Annotated in this window: 17 protein-coding genes; 8 read left to right on the top strand and 9 right to left on the bottom strand. The window is 58.4% G+C overall.

Annotated features, from left to right (window positions below; genetic code table 11):
* Positions 1-389 precede the first annotated feature (389 nt).
* The 5 genes from GRX76_RS03590 to GRX76_RS03570 all read left to right on the top strand — a co-directional run bounded on the left by GRX76_RS03590 (position 390) and on the right by GRX76_RS03570 (position 5,586).
* The gene (locus GRX76_RS03590) at positions 390-1,937 is read left to right on the top strand and encodes a phosphoenolpyruvate carboxykinase (RefSeq protein WP_160152057.1); all 1,548 of its coding nucleotides are present in this window, start codon (positions 390-392) and stop codon (positions 1,935-1,937) included.
* A gap of 232 nt (positions 1,938-2,169) precedes the next feature.
* A complete protein-coding gene (locus tag GRX76_RS03585) occupies positions 2,170-2,850 on the top strand; it encodes a DUF4381 family protein (RefSeq protein WP_160152056.1) in 681 nt (226 codons plus the stop codon).
* A gap of 28 nt (positions 2,851-2,878) precedes the next feature.
* Positions 2,879-3,610 carry a D-Ala-D-Ala carboxypeptidase family metallohydrolase gene (locus GRX76_RS03580; protein WP_160152055.1) on the top strand — a complete coding sequence of 244 codons (732 nt, stop codon included), beginning with the start codon at positions 2,879-2,881 and terminating at the stop codon, positions 3,608-3,610.
* Positions 3,611-3,715: 105 nt separating this feature from the next.
* Positions 3,716-4,876: an AI-2E family transporter gene (locus tag GRX76_RS03575; protein ID WP_370463943.1), complete on the top strand. Its 1,161-nt coding sequence runs from the start codon at positions 3,716-3,718 to the stop codon at positions 4,874-4,876.
* 170 nt (positions 4,877-5,046) lie between these two features.
* A complete protein-coding gene (locus tag GRX76_RS03570; RefSeq protein WP_160152053.1) occupies positions 5,047-5,586 on the top strand; it encodes a DUF3833 domain-containing protein in 540 nt (179 codons plus the stop codon).
* 26 nt (positions 5,587-5,612) lie between these two features.
* Here GRX76_RS03570 and GRX76_RS03565 read toward each other — a convergent pair whose 3' ends face one another.
* The 7 genes from GRX76_RS03565 to glnA form a co-directional block, all read right to left on the bottom strand.
* Complete coding sequence (locus tag GRX76_RS03565) at positions 5,613-6,428, bottom strand: hypothetical protein (protein ID WP_160152052.1); 816 nt, start codon at positions 6,426-6,428, stop codon at positions 5,613-5,615.
* Positions 6,429-6,463: 35 nt separating this feature from the next.
* Positions 6,464-7,252, bottom strand: a complete 789-nt coding sequence (locus GRX76_RS03560) for a hypothetical protein (protein WP_160152051.1) — start codon at positions 7,250-7,252, stop codon at positions 6,464-6,466.
* A gap of 85 nt (positions 7,253-7,337) precedes the next feature.
* Complete coding sequence (locus tag GRX76_RS03555; protein ID WP_160152050.1) at positions 7,338-7,673, bottom strand: zinc ribbon domain-containing protein YjdM; 336 nt, start codon at positions 7,671-7,673, stop codon at positions 7,338-7,340.
* A gap of 165 nt (positions 7,674-7,838) precedes the next feature.
* Complete coding sequence (glnG, locus tag GRX76_RS03550; protein ID WP_370463951.1) at positions 7,839-9,257, bottom strand: nitrogen regulation protein NR(I); 1,419 nt, start codon at positions 9,255-9,257, stop codon at positions 7,839-7,841.
* 101 nt (positions 9,258-9,358) lie between these two features.
* Complete coding sequence (gene glnL / locus GRX76_RS03545; protein ID WP_160152048.1) at positions 9,359-10,441, bottom strand: nitrogen regulation protein NR(II); 1,083 nt, start codon at positions 10,439-10,441, stop codon at positions 9,359-9,361.
* A gap of 325 nt (positions 10,442-10,766) precedes the next feature.
* The gene (locus GRX76_RS03540; protein WP_236250534.1) at positions 10,767-11,483 is read right to left on the bottom strand and encodes a DUF4124 domain-containing protein; all 717 of its coding nucleotides are present in this window, start codon (positions 11,481-11,483) and stop codon (positions 10,767-10,769) included.
* Between the two features lie 164 nt (positions 11,484-11,647).
* Positions 11,648-13,054 carry a glutamate--ammonia ligase gene (glnA, locus tag GRX76_RS03535; RefSeq protein WP_160152047.1) on the bottom strand — a complete coding sequence of 469 codons (1,407 nt, stop codon included), beginning with the start codon at positions 13,052-13,054 and terminating at the stop codon, positions 11,648-11,650.
* 427 nt (positions 13,055-13,481) lie between these two features.
* Between glnA and thiI the strand changes: the two genes are divergently transcribed.
* The 3 genes from thiI (at position 13,482) to GRX76_RS03520 (ending at position 16,815) form a co-directional block, all read left to right on the top strand.
* Complete coding sequence (gene thiI / locus GRX76_RS03530) at positions 13,482-14,963, top strand: tRNA uracil 4-sulfurtransferase ThiI (protein ID WP_160152046.1); 1,482 nt, start codon at positions 13,482-13,484, stop codon at positions 14,961-14,963.
* 169 nt (positions 14,964-15,132) lie between these two features.
* Positions 15,133-15,516, top strand: coding sequence for a VOC family protein (locus GRX76_RS03525; protein WP_160152045.1), 384 nt, complete (start codon positions 15,133-15,135; stop codon positions 15,514-15,516).
* A gap of 138 nt (positions 15,517-15,654) precedes the next feature.
* Complete coding sequence (locus tag GRX76_RS03520) at positions 15,655-16,815, top strand: hypothetical protein (protein WP_160152044.1); 1,161 nt, start codon at positions 15,655-15,657, stop codon at positions 16,813-16,815.
* A gap of 115 nt (positions 16,816-16,930) precedes the next feature.
* Here GRX76_RS03520 and GRX76_RS03515 read toward each other — a convergent pair whose 3' ends face one another.
* Both GRX76_RS03515 and GRX76_RS03510 read right to left on the bottom strand, forming a co-directional pair.
* Complete coding sequence (locus GRX76_RS03515; protein ID WP_160152043.1) at positions 16,931-17,455, bottom strand: energy transducer TonB; 525 nt, start codon at positions 17,453-17,455, stop codon at positions 16,931-16,933.
* Positions 17,448-19,529 carry a S9 family peptidase gene (locus GRX76_RS03510; RefSeq protein WP_160152042.1) on the bottom strand — a complete coding sequence of 694 codons (2,082 nt, stop codon included), beginning with the start codon at positions 19,527-19,529 and terminating at the stop codon, positions 17,448-17,450. Before GRX76_RS03510 ends, GRX76_RS03515 begins: the two co-directional genes overlap by 8 nt.
* Between the last annotated feature and the right edge of the window lie 57 nt (positions 19,530-19,586).

The raw sequence follows: 19,586 nt of genomic DNA, 5'->3' as shown, positions 1-19,586 counted from the left end.
TGCATCCATCGATGGGTAACCATCGTGAATACCCATTCACCAAAGCGCGCCCCCGGGCGCGCTTTTTTTGTCTCCACCCGCTGCCACCAGCGCATTCTCACCGCTCAAAACTGACTGTAGTAAAAATTACAGAACAGCCAATATTTCCCAAAATTATGAAGTAAAAAAACTACATCATCATTTTGAATAAAAAAATGCAAAAAACTTTCTAAAAACCATCCTGACAACGCTGTCTTAGATCAAAATTTATTCAGTTTTTCTGTGATCGCAAATTGAAGTTTGCCATAATGCGCGCGCCAGCCCGCCCGAGTCGCGGCATTCGTTCGCAGTATCGGGTGGCACCCCCTACTATTTATTTCACTGATACAACTTTCACGGGTAATAAACGAATGGCACAGCAAGACGACACGGTGCAGGTATTGTCCAACCTGGCGCCCGCTCAACTGGTAGAGCAGGCACTGAAGCGCGGTGAAGGTCACCTCACCCATACCGGTGCTCTCTTGGCCGTGACCGGCGCCCGCACCGGCCGCTCTCCCGCAGACCGTTTTGTGGTTGAAGAGCCCTCCACCGCCGACAGCATCGAGTGGGGCGGCGTGAACCGTCCTTTCCCTGCCGACAAGTTCGACGCCCTCTGGAGCCGCGTTGAAGACTTCGTCGCCAGTCACGACAGCTTTGTACAGCAGCTGCACGTGGGCCAGGACGAAGACCACTATATCCCGGTGAAAGTCACCACCCAGACCGCCTGGCACAACCTGTTCGGCCGCAACATGTTTATCCGCGCCGAAAAGTACAACCCGAAAGGCAAGGAAGAGTGGCGCATCCTGCACGCCGCCAACTTCGAGTGCGATCCGTCCCGTGACGGCACCAACTCCGAAGGCTGCGTGATCATCAACTTCGCCCAGCGCAAGGTGCTGCTGGCGGGTATGCGTTACGCCGGTGAGATGAAGAAAGCCATGTTCTCCGTGCAGAACTTCCTGCTGCCGGAAAAAGACGTGATGCCGATGCACTGTGCGGCCAACGTGGGTGAAGACGGCGATGTGTGCCTGTTCTTCGGCCTGTCCGGCACCGGCAAGACCACCCTGTCTGCCGACCCGGCGCGCTACCTGATCGGCGACGATGAGCACGGCTGGGCCAAGGGCGGCGTGTTCAATATGGAAGGCGGCTGCTACGCCAAGACCATCAACCTGAGCCAGAAGAACGAGCCGGTGATCTGGGACGCCATTCGCTTTGGCGCCATCGTAGAGAACGTGGTCACCGACGACGCCGGCAAGCCGGATTACGACGACACCAGCCTGACCGAAAACGGCCGCTGCTCCTACCCGCTGGAGCACGTGGAAATGCGCCAGCTGGAGAACCGTGCCGGCGAGCCGAAGAACGTGATCTTCCTGACCTGCGACGTTACCGGTGTACTGCCTCCGGTTTCCATCCTGTCCAAGGAAGCCGCGGCTTACCACTTCCTGTCCGGTTACACCGCCCGTGTGGGTTCCACCGAGCTGGGCGCAGAAGCGGGTATTCACCCGACCTTCTCCACCTGCTTCGGTGCGCCCTTCATGCCGCGCGCCCCGCGCGAATACGCCGACCTGCTGATGAAGCGCATCGAGGACTTCGACTCGAAAGTGTACCTGGTCAACACCGGCTGGACCGGTGGTTCTGGCGAGCAGGGCAAACGTTTCCCGATCCCGGTGACCCGCGCGGTGATCGCGGCGATCCAGAGTGGTGCTTTGGAAAGTGCCGAGACCGAACACCTGGAAGCCATGAACCTGGACATCCCGGTAGCGGTCGAAGGTGTGGACAAGTCCTACCTGAACCCACGCAACGCCTGGGCCGACGCCAGCGCTTACGATGCAGCGGCGAAAAAGCTCGCAGGCCTGTTCGCGGAAAACATCGAGAAGTTCTCTGTCTCTGACGAGATCAAAGCCGCAGGCCCTCAGGCCTGACGGATTTCTTGCTTCCGGCAAGAAACTCGAACCGAGAACGAAAAGGCGGCCCACCCGGGCCGCCTTTTTTTGTGCCCGCCATACCCTGGCCACAGCGCGCCGAAACCAGCCAGCTGACACCAGACAGCTATAGTCATTAGAGTGCCTGTTTTCCCCCTGACGCGATCAGCAGTACCCGGGGAAAACGGAGCGCGGAATTCAGCAAACCAACCCAGGTAACCAGGCTGTAGGCATGCCGGCGGGCAACCCCATTTCCAAGGCGAAGCGCCACTTCAATCACCTGCCCCCGAATCAGCAGGCCAACTGGTGGGTGTTGGTGGGCGTGGTGCTGCTATTGCTGTTGCTACTGCTGGGGCTGTGGCTCTACCTGCAGTACAAAGCGGCAGAAAAGCCCTACTACGAACTCAAGGGCTACCGCGTGGCCACTCACGCCAGCCTTAACCAGTTTCTGCGCCAGGGCAACCACCGGCGCGAGTTCGGACAGCTGGCGCGCTTTCTCAAGGAGGCCGGGGTAGCGGGCACCACCGAGCCGGAAAACCTGCTGCGGCAAGGCTCAGACTGGCTGGATCTCAAGGAGCCGCCCTTTGCCATTCCACCGCAGGCTGTGTGGGCCAACATGGTGCCCACCCTGAAGCTGATCCGCGATGAACTGGAACCGACCATTGGCCCGGTGGATATTGTCTCCGCCTTCCGCACCGACCAGTACAACCGCAAGGCCGGGGGATCCAGCAAAAGCAAGCACAAGACCTTTTGCGGTGTGGACCTGGTACCGAGATCCAATATCAGCCGCAAGGAGCTGGTGGAGGAATTGCGCAACCTGCATGCGCGCCTCGGCCCCGACAGCCATATGGGGCTCGGGATCTACAGCGGTGTGCGGTTTCACGTCGATACCTGTGGTTTTCGCCGCTGGTAAACAGCAAGCAGTCAGGCAGTAGTCAGCGATGGATATCAAAGAGACCCCGGATCACGAGTTTATCGACATCCATATTGAGCGCCGCCGCGTTATCTGGATCGTCGCCCTGGTTCTGATCAGCCTCCTTGCGCTGGTGGTGCTGACGGTGGAAAAAACCCGCGAGCTGGCCGAGCGCGTGGTCAGCCCGGTGGAATTTATTCCGGAGCCGCCGCCCCTGCCCAAAGCCCCGGACCTGCCGCTGATTTTCAAGATCAAGGGCTACTCCGCCGCCTCTTCCAGCGCTTTTGACAAGTTCCTCGATAGCGGCAACAACCGCGAGCAATTCGACGAGCTCAAGCAGTTCCTGGAGGTCAACAATGTCGGCGATGTGGTCCCGATTTTTGAATTGATGCGCCAGGGCACCGACTGGCAGGAAATCGGCGAACAGCCATTTGCGATCCCTCCCCGGAAAGACTGGAAAACCATGGTCGCAACCCTGCGGGTAATACGCGATCACATCATTCCCGAGCTGGGTCAGGTGACCGTACTCTCCGGCTGGCGCACCCCGGGCTACAACGCCAAAGCCGGCGGCGCCCGCTCCAGTAAACACCTGCACTTTTGCGGTGTGGACCTGATTCCGGAAGCCGACTTCACCCGCGGCGAGTTACTACCCAAATTGCGCAAAATCCACCAGCGTTACGGGCGCAAGCGCAATATCGGCCTCGGCATTTACAGCGGGGTACGTTTCCACATAGATACCTGCGGTTTCCGGCGCTGGTAACCACCGGTCTATCTGGGTACATTAGCTGCACCTGATACGGGCATAAAGTTCGGTTAAACCCGAATAAAATTCCCACCCGTATAAAACCCATAAAAGCTAGCAAGGATGTTCCCGGTGCAGGAAAGACTGGAAAGACGCTCGTTTATTTTTACTCTGCTGCTGGTCACTGTGGCCTTCGGCCTGTTGCTACAACCCTTCTTTACCGCCATCTTCTGGGCCTGCGCCGTCGCGCTGATATTCCATCCGCTGTACCGCTACCTGCTGAACCGCTTTCCCAAGTGGCGCAATCTTACCGCGCTACTGACCCTGGTACTGTGCATCGTCGTGGTGGTGATTCCAGTTTTGCTGGTGGCCAGCTCCTTTATCAGCGAAGTGGCGAACCTGTATCAAAAAGTGCAGTCCGGTGAGATCAACCTGGGCGCCAAGGTAGAACAGGTGCGCGCCGCATTCCCCGGGATTAACGCCGCACTTGAGCGTATCGGGATGGACTTCGACGGCCTGAAGGAGCGCCTGCTGGGCGGCCTGATGACCGCCGGCAGTCTGATTGCCAAAAATGCCCTGGCGCTGGGCCAGAACACCCTGAACTTTTTTGTCAGCCTCGGTCTGATGCTGTATCTGACCTTCTTCCTAATCCGCGATGGCAACGCGCTGGTGGCACTGCTGATCCGCGCCCTGCCTCTGGGTGACGAGCGCGAAAAGCTGTTACTGGCAAAGTTCGCCGAAGTCACCCGCGCCACCATCAAGGGCAACCTGGTAGTCGCCGTTACCCAGGGCACCCTGGGCGGTTTGATTTTCTGGGTACTGGGATTGCCCGCGCCGCTGCTGTGGGGTGTGGTGATGACGGTACTGTCACTGCTGCCCGCAGTGGGCGCGGCGATTATCTGGTTTCCCGCGGGTCTCTACCTCTACGCCACCGGGGACTCGGTAAAGGCCACGGTGCTGATGATTTACGGTGTGGCGGTGATCAGTCTGGTGGACAATATCCTGCGCCCGATCCTGGTCGGCCGGGATACCAAACTCCCGGACTATATCGTGCTGTTTTCCACTGTCGGCGGTTTGCTGATGTTCGGCATCAGCGGATTTGCCATAGGGCCACTGCTGGCCGCGCTGTTTATGGCGTTCTGGGAAATTTTTATGCGCGAGTTTATCGCCGAGGGAGAACCTTTGATCCCACCACCGCAAGAATCGCCGCTCGATGAGTTGGAGGGCCTGGAAGCTCCGGAACGTATGAAAGGCGCCAAGGCGCCAACATCCAGCAGCAACTGACAACCCCGGCTTTCTGGCAACATTTCCTTCAATGGCCTCCCTGGCCCGCTGTCACAGCGGGCCATTTCATCCCAATCAACCCACAACTAATTTCTCCCCTGACTCATCCGATAGCGCGCTGCTTCCGTAGGATATTGCTCAGTGCACTTACAGGCTCGAGAGTCGCGGCCATGAACAAGCTTTTCTCCTTATTACTAGTAACCGCAGTCATCTGTACTGGTTGCAGCGGCCCCAGCATCGAAAATTATGCGGACAAATCACCGAGATTCGTGGCGGAAGAGTTTTTCTCTGGCCCGATGAAGGCCTATGGCGTGGTGAAAGACCGCAGTGGCAAGGTCACAAGAAAGTTCATCGCGGAACTGGACGGAAGCTGGGAAGATGGACGCGGTTTATTGCGCGAAAAATTCGAGTTCGACGACGGAGAAATCCAATATCGAAACTGGCAGCTGGTACCCGCCTCACAGAAGGATATTTCGCCCCGCCAGTATGTCGCCACGGCAGGCGACGTGGTTGGCAACTCGACCATGTCGGTGGCCGGCAATGCCGTGTTCATGCGATATGTACTGGAAGTTCCATACAAAGGCCGAACCATAAATGTGAACGTGGATGACCAGATGTTTCTGATCGCGCCGAATATTCTGCTGGCAGAATCAAAATTGACCAAATGGGGATTTAATGTGGGTGAAATTCAGCTCACCATCATTAAGTAAGCCAGGCCATCAAGTAATACAGAGTCTCACGGCGCTGGCGAGCGTATTTTTTGTCGCTCAGCCTCCTCGAGAATCAGGCCCATTTCGGCCATCGGCGTCTGGTCCACAATAATCACCCCCTCCGTGGCACGGTCCAGGTCCGCAATCAGTAAAATCACCGTGGCAAACGTCAGTCCCAAGGTAACCGCCAGCTGGCCCGAACCGCCCTTGCTCACCCCAAATTGAAACCCGATCGCCAGCATCGCCAGGCCGGTAAGAAAATACAGCGCTATCCAGATAGGCCCGGGAATCCGGTATTCCAGCCCGATTACAATGCGCGAATTGTGTGAGTTGATGATAGCGGTCACCGGCTCCACAAACTGGCGCAGGTAGCCCGGCTCGTAGTCCTGGACCACATGCTGCTGCACCATCGCCCACAACTGATCCTGGATGGCGACACTCTTGGCCAGCCCCTCCGGGGTAATTTCATCTTTGCGTGGATGGAAAAAACGCAGCTCCGCATAATCCAGCAACAAAAGCTGCGCTTTGCGCGCCGCTGCGGGTTCGAGAAAGTCGGCGTGCAGGTAGGCGGTGTGAATGGCATTGACCTCATCCAACAGGAGGGCCTTGCGCTTGTCGTAACGCGCCGCGGTCATGTTGAACGTAAACGCCAGTAGAAAGGCCAATAACCCCAGAGTTGCGGTTACCGCACTGCCAATGGAAGGCTCCTTTTCCGAGCCCAGCAGACGCATATAACGACGCCCCAGCAGCAGGCCAAAACCCATGGTGGCAATCACCATGATCACGGTAAAAAAATACACCGCTGCCAGTGGAATCGAGTGGAAAAAATCGTCTGCAAACATCAGCCGCTCCCTGGCCCGTTTCTCGACACCCTCACCTAATCTGAGGCGCGCAGTTTCTCTGCCAGTGCCTGCATGGGTCCCTGGTCCACCAGCAGCAGTCCTTCATTGGCGCGATCCAAATCCGCGATCATCAGAATCACCAGTGCAAATGCCAGCGACATACTCAAGGCCACCGGAATCGAGCCCCTGGCATTGAGGCCCAGCTGCACACCAATACCAAATACCGCGAGGGCAGTGATCGTATAGAGCGCCATCCAGATTGGCGTGGGAATTTGGTACTCGGCACCGACCTGAAGCCGCATGGTGTGCAGGTCTATGACCTGGTTCAATGGCTCGTAAAACGCCTTGAGACGCAGCTCACTGTCATTATCCTGCAACCCCTGCTCGACCAGTTGCCACAGTGCACTGTGGATTTCATCACTGCGCGCCATAGCCACCCGGAAGTCTTCAGCGGTAATCGTGGCCGGATCGTGACTGCGCAATGTCGCATACTCGACCAGCAATGCATGCGCCTGCTGCCGGGCTTTTTCCTGCAAAAAGTCCGCGCGTAAGAAAGTGGTACCTATCGCGTTCACCTCCTCTAACAGCAGCGCTTTGCGATGTGCGAAGCGCTCGGCGGTCATATTGAAGGTTAACGCGAGCATAAACGCCAGCAGCCCGAGGGTGGCCGCTACCGCACTGCCCAGAGAGGCATCATCACCCCTGCTGTGGTGGCGCCGCATGTATCGACCAATGAGATAACCAAATGCCAGCGCCAGCAGCACCAACAGGATCGCGCTCAGGTAAACACCCAGTAGGGAAATGCCATTAAAGATCTTGAACATCCGCGCTCGAATCTTGCTGCGAAAACGAAAATCACCTTCCAGTCTGGATCATTGACGCAACTTCCGCCTCTCGAGCGCGGCACAATCAGGCTTTCTTTACAAATTCCGACTTCAATTTCATCGGACCGATGCCGTCGATCTTGCAGTCGATGTCGTGATCGCCTTCCACCAGGCGAATATTCTTGACCTTGGTACCCACCTTCACCACCAGCGAGGAGCCTTTCACTTTCAGGTCCTTGATCACCGTCACCGTATCGCCATCGGCCAGCGGATTGCCGTTGGCATCCTTGATGTTCAAGCCCTCGTCTTCTGCCGATTCTCCGGCAGTCCATTCGTTGCCGCACTCGGGGCATACGAACAGATCGCGGTCTTCATAGGTGTAGGCGGACTGGCACTTGGGGCAATTTGGAAGTTCACTCATGGGACTTTCTCGGATAACGGTCACAGATATTAGTTATTACGGGGAATACTGGCAGTAAAGCAGAAGCGGACACTACGCCGACGTGCCAGTTGCCGAATGTGCGCGCACTATAACGAAAACGGGCACCCGAAGGTGCCCGTTTTCAACATTCCTTGACGACGGGTATCAATCCTCGCCGCCATTCATCCCCAGCTCCTTGAGCTTGCGGGTCAGGGTATTGCGCCCCCAACCCAGCAATTCGGCGGCGTCGCGTTTGCGGCCGGCGGTGTGCTTGAGCGCAATTTCGATGAGCGCGCGCTCGAACGCGGGTACCGCTTCACTGAGAATTTCCCGCTGGCCGGTGGCCAGCGCCTGGTCCGCCCACAGGCGCAGGGCGCGCTGCCAGTCCTGGGGTGCTTCGCTGGTCGCGCTCTGCTGGTGCAGTTCCGGCGGCAGGTCGTCGATATGCACTTCACGCCCCGAGCCCATGACCGTGATCCAGCGACAGGTATTTTCCAGCTGGCGCACGTTGCCGGGCCAGTCGAGGCCAGAGAGGTATTCCTCGGATTCTTTCAGCAGGATTTTGGGTTCGACCCCGAGGTCCTTGGCGGCACTGTTGAAGAAGTGGCGCACCAGGCGGGGGATGTCTTCGCGGCGATCGGCGAGGCGGGGGATGTGAATGCGGATAACGTTGAGGCGGTGGAAAAGGTCTTCGCGGAATTTGTGTTCTTCGACCAGGCGCTCCAGATCCTGGTGGGTTGCAGCGATGATACGCACGTCGACTTTTACCGGGGTGTGGCCACCGACCCGATAAAACTCCCCGTCTGCCAGCACCCTCAGCAGACGGGTCTGCGTCTCTGCGGGCATATCCCCGATTTCATCCAGAAACAGGGTGCCGCCATTGGCCTGCTCAAAGCGGCCGGCGCGCTGGCTGCTGGCACCGGTGAAAGCCCCTTTCTCGTGGCCGAACAGCTCCGACTCCATCAGATCCTTGGGGATCGCCGCCATATTCAGGGCGATAAACGGCTGGTTTTTGCGCGGGCTGTGGTTGTGCAGCGCCTGCGCCACCAGTTCCTTACCAGTACCGGATTCACCGTTGATCAGCACGGTGATATTGGAGTGGGAGAGGCGGCCGATCGCGCGGAAAACTTCCTGCATTGCCGGCGCTTCGCCGATGATTTCCTTGTTGCCGGTGCCGTTTTCAATCACCACCGGCTCTTCCGGCTGCTGCTCATTGGCGTGGGCCAGGGCACGGCGGGTAACCGCTACCGCCTCGTCCACATCAAAGGGTTTTGGCAGATATTCAAATGCACCGCCCTGGTAGGCCGCTACCGCACTGTCGAGGTCCGAGTGCGCGGTCATGATGATGATCGGCAGTGCCGGGCGTTCCGCCTGAAAGCGCTGCAGCAGCTTGAAGCCGTCGGAACCCGGCATGCGGATATCGCTGATCACCACATCTGGTGATTCGCTGTAAAAATCGTCGAGGGCGCGATCGCCATTTTCGTAGCAGGTGGTATCTATCCCGGCGCGGGAAAGTGCACGCTCCAGCACCCAGCGGATGGAGCGGTCGTCATCAATGATCCAAACGCGATTGTTCATAATAATTGTCCGGCTCTGCGATTACTTTTTAATAGTTTTGTTGAATATTCTTGGTTCTCTTCCCTGCCTTGGCTTCCTGTCGTTGACCGTCCCAATGGTGCAACTTTTTAATCCGTTGCCAGTGGCAAATAAATCTGAAACTCCGTCTGCCCGGGTTCACTTTCACACTTAATCAGCCCGCGGTGCTGATTGATGATGTGCTGGGAAATGGAAAGCCCCAGCCCCGAACCCTCGGCGCGCCCGGAAATCATCGGGTAAAAAATTCGCTCGCGAATCTCTTCCGGAATTCCCGGGCCGTTGTCGACAATATCGATACGGCACACCAGTGCGCAGTGACGGCGACCGATGGTGAACTGGCGCTGGACCCGGGTGCGGATGGTCAGATCGCCTTCGGCGAGGCCGATATTCTCCCCAATGGCCTGCATGGCATTGCGGGCAATATTCAGCACGGCCTGAATCAGCTGCTCGCTGTCTGCCGGAATATCCGGAATCGAGGGGTCGTAATCGCGCTTGATCACCAGCGCGCCGTCGCACTCGGCCTCGATCAGCTGTGCCACCCGCTCGGTAATGGTGTGTACATTTACCGGCTGTAATTTCACCGGCTTGCGCGGCCCCAGCATGCGGTCCACCAGGTTGCGCAGGCGATCCGCCTCTTCGATGATGATCTGGGTGTACTCCGCCAGATCCTCTCCCTCGGGCTGCTCCAGCTCTTTCAACTCTCTTTGCAGCAACTGTGCCGCACCGCGAATACCGCCCAGGGGATTTTTCACTTCGTGGGCCATACCGCGCACCAGGTTGCGGGTGGTTTCCTGGGCGGAAATCAATGCGTCTTCGCGGGCGATGCGCAACAGGCGGTCCATGGACTGCACTTCCAGCAACAACAGTCCCAGTTCTGTCAGCGGCGTGACCGAGTAATCGACAGTGCATTCTTCCAGGTTGTGCAGGAACCACAGTGCGCGGCGTACGGTGTACTTCTCGCCACTGGCCAGGGCCCCGCGCAGCGCCTGCTCGGCGGAACGGGACTCGCGCACCACCTCCTCCAGCGGCAGGCCGATGGAGCGGGCACTGGACGCAGCCACCAGATCTTCCGCGGCGGAATTCAGGTAACAGAGCGACAGGTTTTCATCCAGCACCAATACAGCAGACGTCAGGTTGTCCAGCAGCAGGCGTAACTGGCGGTCATTGAGCATTGAGGCTTCCGAGGTTGAGCGTTCCAATTCTGTTCACATCTCCGGTTCGCCTATTGGCGGTGCAAAAAGCAAACCAAAATGGCGCAGAAAACCGGGCAATTACGAAGTTTTCACCGGCAGCGGCGGCGAAGGCCACAGGCATGCGCACCATTATGGTGCGCAGAGCAAAAAATAGCCAGAGTTAGGATTCACAAGAGGGCGCCGGGTCAATTCTGGGGCAGGGGCTGGAGCAGACGTAGAAGCAGGAGCGGCGAAAAAGAGACGATGGGGAAAGCGCCGGCCGGGGCGCTGGGCCCCGGCGAGCAGGTGGCCACGCAGGCCAGGCTCAGCGCGGCTGGGGTTTCGGTGGCTTGGCCACGCCCGGTGCCTGGGGCATTTGCGGCATCTGTGGCGCCTGTTCCGCGGGGAAGTCCGGCAGCTGGCCTCCGGGGCGCTTTACAAAGATCTGGATCGCCTGCGACTGCGCCAGGGGCTGGCCGCTGGCGCTGAGCAACACGGCCTGCACCGTGTGGGTACCGCGCTCCAGTGCGGAAATATCCAGGCTGCTACCGGAGGAAGTACCGGACCAGCGCTGACCATCGATCACCGCAAAGAACTGATAACCATCCCTGGGCATTGGATTCACCGCCACCTGCAGCACGATAAAACGCTGTCCGGGGGGGATGGTGGCGCCATTTGCCGGGCTGAGGATGGTGATGTTGGCCGGTCCCTGCTCGTATTCCCTGCGATCTTCCTCGTCATAGCCGCCGCCCTCGATCTCCCGCGGCGACAGCTTGCGCGTGGGCATGGGCAGTGGCGGCGCTATGGGCTGAACATTGGTGGGGCCTATCTGAATTTTCTCGGCCTTCTGGCCCGCCGGCGGGCTGTCACTGAAGGTCACCTTGCCGTCCGGGCCGACAATTTTGTAGACGCTGTTGCCGGAGGACTGTTTCGCGCCTTTAGCGTCAGAATCGTCGGCCTTTTCCTGCTGCGCCATCAGCGGCAGCGCGATCAGCAGCGCCAGCAGTGAACAGAGCGCTGACAGCGAAATCCGTTTGTTCATGGGCTTTCCCGCCTCTTTCTCGCGTTTATTTAAGGCTAGTGTACTCCGACACGCCCGACCGGCATAAAAAAAGCCCACACCGTGAAGGTGTAGGCTTTCTCGTCATCTTTGCACCGTTCTCACCAGAACAAATCCGGCGGCGGCACGCTGATGATACCTGCTACTTAGCAGGAGTAGTACAGTTCAAACTCAACCGGGTGAGTGGTCATGTTGACACGTTGTACTTCTTCGCGCTTCAGGGAGATGAAGGCGTCGATGGCGTCGTCGGTGAATACGCCACCTTCGGTCAGGAAGGCGCGGTCCTGATCCAGTGCGTCCAGGGCCTGTTCCAGGCTGGAGGCAACGGTCGGGTACTCGGCCAGCTCTTCCGCCGGCAGGTCGTACAGGTCTTTGTCTGCAGGGTCGCCAGGGTGGATCTTGTTCTTCACGCCGTCGAGGCCAGCCATCAGCAGCGCTGCGAAGGCCAGGTAAGGGTTGGCGGTCGGATCCGGGAAGCGGGTCTCGACGCGCTTGCCTTTCGGGCTCGCCACGAACGGGATGCGGATGGATGCGGAGCGGTTGCGCGCAGAGTAGGCCAGGATTACCGGCGCCTCGAAGCCCGGCACCAGACGCTTGTAGGAGTTGGTGGACGGGTTACAGATGGCATTCAGGGCGCGCGCGTGCTTGATGATACCGCCGATGTAGAACAGGGCAGTTTCAGACAGGCCAGCGTAGGCGTCACCGGCGAACTGGTTTACACCGTCTTTGCTGAAGGAGTGGTGCACGTGCATACCGGAACCGTTGTCACCTACCAGCGGCTTCGGCATGAAGGTGGCGGTTTTGCCGTAAGCGTGCGCTACGTTGTGTACCGCGTACTTCAGGATCTGAACTTCGTCCGCTTTTTTGGTCAGGGTGTTGGCACCAACGCCGATTTCACACTGGCCAGCGGTGCCCACTTCGTGGTGGTGCACTTCGATTTCCAGGCCCATGGCTTCCATGGCGGAACACATGGCGGCGCGGATGTCGTGCAGGGAATCGACCGGCGGAACCGGGAAGTAGCCGCCTTTCACGCCCGGGCGGTGGCCCATGTTGCCATCGGTGTAGCTGGCGCCGGAAGACCAGGCCGCTTCTTCAGAATTGATTTTGTAGAAGGCGCCGCCCATTTCGGCACCCCAGGTGATGTCGTCGAATACGAAGAACTCGGGCTCCGGACCCATCAGCACGGTGTCACCCAGGCCGGTGGACTTCAGGTATTCCTCGGCGCGCAGCGCGATGGAACGCGGGTCGCGCTCGTAGCCCTGGCCGGTGATCGGGTCAACGATGTTACAGCGAATGATGACAGTCGCTTCATCGGTGAAGGGGTCCAGGAAAGAAGTTTCGTCGTCCGGCATCAGAATCATGTCGGATTCGTTGATGCCCTTCCAACCAGCGATGGAAGAACCATCGAACATTTTGCCTTCTTCGAAGAACTCGCCGCCAACTTCCTTAGACGGAATGGAAACGTGTTGTTCCTTACCTTTGGTATCGGTGAAGCGCAGGTCTACCCATTTTGCTTCGCTCTCTTTGATGAGTCCGAGCGTTTTCGCTGACATTGCAGTCCTCCAAGAATGAAAATTTATGTATCGCGCCAATTCGCTTTATCTTGTGGCAACAGACAAAGCAAGGAGTGTGCCAAATTGGGGCAAACTGGCCGCTAATTGAATCCGATGCGCGGAACAGGCCGCCAGAGGCGAAAAAAACCAAACGCGAAGCCTGATTCAGCACCATTGCTGGCAACGCAGGCCCACGCTAGTCCCAAAAATGGTGCTCCCAAACCCCATTTTGCACCATTATTGGGCTTGCCAGTCACGCAAAGCACCACTTTGGTGCTGACGTATCAGGCGCGCCGCCGACCTCACAAGCAAATTGCCGGCGGCGAGTTTATAATTCGCCACCTTTGCAATCTTCTCGTCCAACGAAGCACGATTGACCAGACCCAGCAACCCCAAACACCCCTAACCGCGGTATCCGGCACCTTCTATGCACTTCGTCGTCAAATTTTTCCCAGAGATCACCATCAAAAGCAATCCGGTGCGCAAGCGCATGTCGCGCCAGCTCGCGGACAACCTGCGCAAACTGATGCGCCAGTTAGACGACCGTATCCAGGTGCGTAAAGACTGGGAAAAAATTGATGTCACCTTCGATGAAGCACACGCGCCAGACGCAGTATCCCATCTTTCCGAGCGAATAGAAGAGGTATTGGCGCACACTCCCGGTATTGCCAACTTTGCCCGGGTGCAGCAGTTCCCGCTGGGTGATCTGGACGACATTTACCAGAAGACCCTCGCCATCTGGGGCCCGCAACTGGCCGGCAAAACCTTCTGTGTACGGGTAAAGCGTACCGGCAAGCACGATTTCCAGTCCCTGGATGTGGAACAGTACGTCGGCGGCGGCCTGAATCAGAACACCGACGCTGCCGGGGTAAAACTGAAAAATCCGGAGATCACCGTCAAGCTGGAAATCCGCCACGACAAACTGAATGTGATCGAGCAGCTGCACCAGGGCCTCGGCGGTTTCCCGCTGGGCACCCAGGACCCGGTGCTGTCGCTGGTCTCCGGCGGCTTCGACTCCACCGTGGCCAGTTACCTGACCATGAAGCGCGGTATCCGCACCCACTTCCTGTTCTTCAACCTGGGCGGCCGCCAGCACGAGCTGGGGGTAAAAGAAGTCGCCTTTTATTTGTGGGACAAGTACGGCGCGTCGCACCGGGTGCGTTTTGTCACTGTGCCATTTGATGAAGTGGTCGCGGAGATTCTTGAGCAGGTCGACGACTCCTACATGGGGGTCACCCTGAAGCGCATGATGCTGCGCGCGGCCTCCGCCATCGCCAAGGAGCTGGAAGTGGATGCCGTGGTCACCGGTGAGGCCATCGCCCAGGTCTCCAGCCAGACGCTGAAAAACCTGGCGGTAATCGACAGCGTGACCGATACCCTGGTGCTGCGCCCGCTGATCGCTTCGGACAAAACCGACATCATCCGCACCGCCCGCGCCATCGGCACCGAAGATTTTGCGGCGAACATGCCGGAGTACTGCGGGGTGATCTCGGTAAAACCCACCACCCGCGCGAAAATGGAAAAAGTCGTACACGAGGAAACCCGCTTCGACTTCACCGTACTCGATCGCGCTATCGGCAACCGGGTGATCCAGAATATCGACGAAGTAATGCAGGACCTGGGGGAGGACACCCCGCCGGTGAATATCGTGGCCGAGCCGGGCGAAGCCATCGTCATCGACATTCGCCACCCCACGGAAGAAGAGGTGAACCCGCTGGAGCTGGACAACGCTACAGTGGAAACCATCCCCTTCTACCGTTTGAGCACCGCCTTCCAGAAACTGGATAAAGACAAGCAGTACCTGCTGTACTGCGCGCGCGGGGTGATGAGCCAGCTGCACGCGTCGCATTTGCTGGACGAGGGCTACCGGAATGTCGGTGTGTACCGCCCGGTAAAGCCCAAGCACTAAACGCCCCTGAACCAAGGTTAAATCGCACGTCCAAAAGCCCCGGTCGCAGCCGGGGCTTTTCTTTCAGGGACGACGAAACCGCAAATGTTGCTGGACACTTTCGTCTAGTAACCGGCACCGGATACCGGTGTACACTGGTCCCCCACTTCCATACTCAGAAGGAATCACGATGTTCAGCCACATCATGCTCGGTGCCAACGACATTCAGGAATCCAAGGCATTTTACGATGCGATTCTCGGCGTACTGGGCCACAAGCCCGGCGTCATCGATGCCAAAGGCCGCTGCTTCTATTTTACCGACAGCGGCGTTTTTGCCCTCACCAAACCCATCGATGGAGAGGCGGCGAGTTGCGGTAACGGCAGCACCATCGGTTTTTCTGTCGCGAGCCCGGAGCAGGCCGACCTGTGGCATGCCACCGGCGTTGCCAATGGCGGCAGCACCTGTGAAGAACCACCGGGGGTACGCGAGGGCGGTGGCATGAAGCTGTACCTGGCTTACCTGCGCGATCCATCCGGCAACAAGATCTGCGCGCTGCGCCGTATGGAAGCCTGATCGCAAGGCTCTCAGCCATACAGGTGTAAGTCACTGACACATCATAAAAAGCCCGGCCAGCTCGCCGGGCTTTTTTTGTGCCTGCGGCAACCCGCTATGCTGAGGACTGGTTAGCTTGTGTTCTGAACAGGGGAAAGCATGCAGCGCAAACCCGCCATCAATCACCGCGGCAACCCACGGGCGCTTGTGCGGGCAACCTGCACGCCACTGGCATCGATCTTCGGCAGCGGCTTTCTGGTTATGGTACCCATTCTCGCCGGAGCAGTTGGAACCTATGCCGTATTGGCCATGGCGCTGGTATGCGCGCTGGCGTTTTGTGTGGGTAGTGTTATCCGCTTCAACATTCGCCACGCGGAACCCGCGCTCGCGGCAAGCCCCAAGGAATCCACCCTGGCGTTTGAGCGCAGCTCAGACCTCGCGCTGGTCATGGCCTATGTGATCTCGGTCTGTCTCTACCTGCATATCCTCTCCGCGTTTGTACTTGGCAGCCTGCATCTGGATACCGGGGTCAACGAGGATGCTCTCACCACCGCCGTCATCGTATTTATCACAGTGATCGGAGTGACCCGGGGGCTGAAAAGCCTTGCGGCACTGGAGGGAATCGCGCTGGCGGTCACCCTGGTGATTATCGTGCTGTTGATCGGCGGCTTCGCGCTCTACGACCTGCACGCCTGGCGGTCGCCGGCGGGGCTGACGCTTTTCCATCCCAAACCCCACAGCCTGTGGGAAATACTCACCATTGTTGCCGGCACCCTGATCGTGGTGCAGGGGTTCGAGACCACCCGCTATCTGGGGGACAGCTTCCAGGCCGACACCCGTATTCGCGCGTCGCGCTGGTCACAGCTTATTTCCACCGGCGTCTACCTCGTATTTATTGCGGTGGCACTGCCGCTGGTGCATACCTTGAACGGCAAGTACGGCGACAACAGCCTGATTCATCTCGCCGCCGCAGCCTCTTCCGTACTGGTGGCACCGCTGGTCATTGCCGCGGCCATGAGCCAGTTCTCCGCTGCGGTGGCGGATACCCTCGCGGCCACCGGCAATCTCGAGGAAGTGACCCATCACCAGCTCAAACTGCGCTTCGCCACACTGCTGGTCGGCGCTGGTGCCATCGCACTGACCTGGTCCGCGGACACCCTCGAAATAGTGGCGCTGGCTTCGCGGGCATTTGCCTTTTACTACCTGCTGCAATGCCTGGTCGCGATCAGCGTCAGTCAATCCGCTGGGCAGCGCACACTATTTGCCACTGTAGCCGCGGCCCTCGCTTTTATTACCGTTTTTGCGGTTCCCGCCAGCTGACCAATGACACGCCGCTAACGACCATTTCCAGACACAAAAAAGCCCGGGCAATGCCCGGGCTAAACTGGGGGTCCGGCAGCCTACCGCTACCGGGATCTCGACCAAGAGAATTTTTTCAGCTTTCGCTTTCGGTGTTTTCTTCAGTATTTCCTTCGGCTTTGTCTTCACAGGCTGTCGCCGGCTCTTCGCCGTCGCACGCCTTCGGCTCAAAATAAAACTGGTAGCGCCACTCCAATCCTTTCCAGGAGGTTTCCGCAGGCACAAACTGCCAGTTCTTGATCGCCGCCAGCAAGGGCGCCGCGTATACCGCCACTTCCTCGCTGGTTTTGTGCTTGAGTGTCAAACCCGACACCGAACCATTTTTTTCCACGTCGAAAGAAAAGAAGAGGGCACCCTCGACCTTGTCTTCCAACGCTTTTTCAACCGCTTCATTTTCAGAAAAGTCCGGGCGCTCGTAATACCAGAAGGAAAGCCCCTTTTCGCGAAATTCCTGCTGCTTGCTCTGGCGGTAAGCATTTTTTTCCGCGTTGCGGCACTCGCTGAAACTTTCGTAGGCGGAGCAGTCCGGGCGCTGCCAGTCCAGGCTGAAAGCCTGGCTGGCGAACAGCATGGAAGCCACGATCAATACTCGCTTAACCACGCTTCACCTCATCGTAGAAGGTGTAGTCGAGGCCGCGTGCACCTTGCGGTACACAATCAGCGGCGGGCGCGTCGGTGGCCTTGCCGTCGCCAATGTGGCGATTGAAGAAATCGATCATGCGGCAATAGATTTCTTTCTGGCTGTCCTTCTCGCGGGCGCCGTGGAAAGCGCGCGGGGCGACCAAAGTTTCCAGTGCGTGGTCCTGTTTCTCCAGGGCATCGCGCATGGCCCAGTAGTGCTCGATGGGTACGCGCACGTCGCGGGCACCCTGCACCAGGAAGACCGGTGCCTTGATGCGCTCGGCGTTGCGCGCCGGGGAGCGCTGGCGATGCACTTCCGGATCGGTACCGGTGGCTTCCGCCAGGTACTTGCGGCCCGCTTTACGCAGACGGATATCGCCGTGGGTACTGAAAATTTCCATGTCGTATACACCCACGTAGCCGATACCACACTGATACAGATCCGGCTCTTTGGTAACGCCCTGCATGGCCGCGTAACCACCGTAGGAAGCACCGTAGATACAGATACGATCCGCATCGGCGATACCCGCCTGAATCGCCCAGTGAGTGGCGTCAGTCAAGTCGTCCTGCATTTCCATACCCCAGTGGCCGTACCAGTCGAACAGGAAGTCGCGACCATAGCCGCCGGAGCCACGGTAGTTCACGTGCATCACGGCGTATCCAGCGTTGGCGAATACGATGCGCTCCTTGTTGTAACCCCAGTAGTCGCGCGGACCGTGGGGACCACCGTGCGGCAAGATGATCAGCGGCAGGTCTTTCGCTTCCTTGTTCACCGGCAGGGTAAGGTAGCCATTGATCTCGAGACCGTCGCGCGCGGTGAAGCGCACCGGATGGGTCGCCGGGATATTGGCCGGGTCGATCCACTCCGCCTGGTTGGCGAGGAACTTCAGCGCACCGTCGAACTGGTTGTACACGTAGTAGCTGCCCGGGTGACGGTCGTCGCCCACGTGCACCACCCACTCGTTACCGTCGCTGGTACGATTGAGGATCTGGATGTGCTTGTTGGCGAAGGTACCCTGCAAACGCTTGTGGGTCTTGGCGTAGTGGTTGTTTTCATCGATGTAGACCATCTGCGGATAATCGTAATTGATCATCGCGCCCCAGGGGTTGCCGTCTTCATCGTAGAAAATCTTGTCGTAGTCGACCTTCGGGTGACGGTAGACGAGCTTTTTCTCACCGGTTTTCACATTCACCCTGTAGAGACCCTTGGTCGGCGCTTCCACAGTGTCGGAATACCACATCCAGTCTTCGTCTTTGGTCCACGCCAGCGGTGCGAAGACACCGTCTTTGTTGTGGAACACGGTTTCGTCCCAGTCACCGGCAGCATTGCGGCTGGCCACCACGGTCGCATCGAAGTCGTCCGGCAGTTTGCCGACCCAGTGGGTAATTTCGCCTTCCTTATTGAAGATCGCATTCGGCATGCGGATCGGCGAACGGGCGATACGGGTGGTTTTGCCGGTGTAGATATTCAGCTTGTAGATGTACTGCAGCGGGAAGCTCATCGCGGAGCCGGAGGGGTACACGGCGATGCGGTAGTGATCGTCATCGATCTTGCCCAGCAGCTGCGCGCCTTCCGCACCGTCGTAATCGCTGGTGCCGCGGAACACGATTTCCTTGCGCGAACCGTCGATGTTCATACCGGCGATCTGCGAGGTGCTCGCATCTTCCGCCACCGCGGACTTCATGGTGAAGCTGAACAGAACACGCTCTTTGTTGGCCCAGCGGATGCCGCTGACACCCACGTCACCGGACATTTGCAGGGTGGATTTCACTTCCATGGTGCGGCGGTCGATGATCAGGCCATCGGTCATGCCGTCTTCACGCATGCGGCCGGCGGCGAAGTATTTGCCGTCCGGAGAAATGCGGATATTGGTGTAGGCCACCGGGCGGAACAGGTCCTCAAACGGCACCGGCATCTCACCCAGGCTGGCGAAAGGCTTTGCCGCTGATTTTTTTGCCACAGATTCTTTTGCCACTGCCGGCGCCGGCAGCAGGCTCATCGCCGCAATCGCCCCGGTAACCACCGCGGCGCTCAGCATTGATACTATTTTCATTGTTTTCTCTCCTGTGGCCGGCGCCCGGCAAAAAAGTCAGGCACCGACCGACACATC

It is taken from the genome of Microbulbifer sp. ALW1 (genome assembly GCF_009903625.1).
Taxonomy (GTDB): Bacteria; Pseudomonadota; Gammaproteobacteria; order Pseudomonadales; family Cellvibrionaceae; genus Microbulbifer.
Note: the sequence above shows the minus strand (reverse complement) of the source record. Positions and strands in the feature narration are given on the sequence as shown.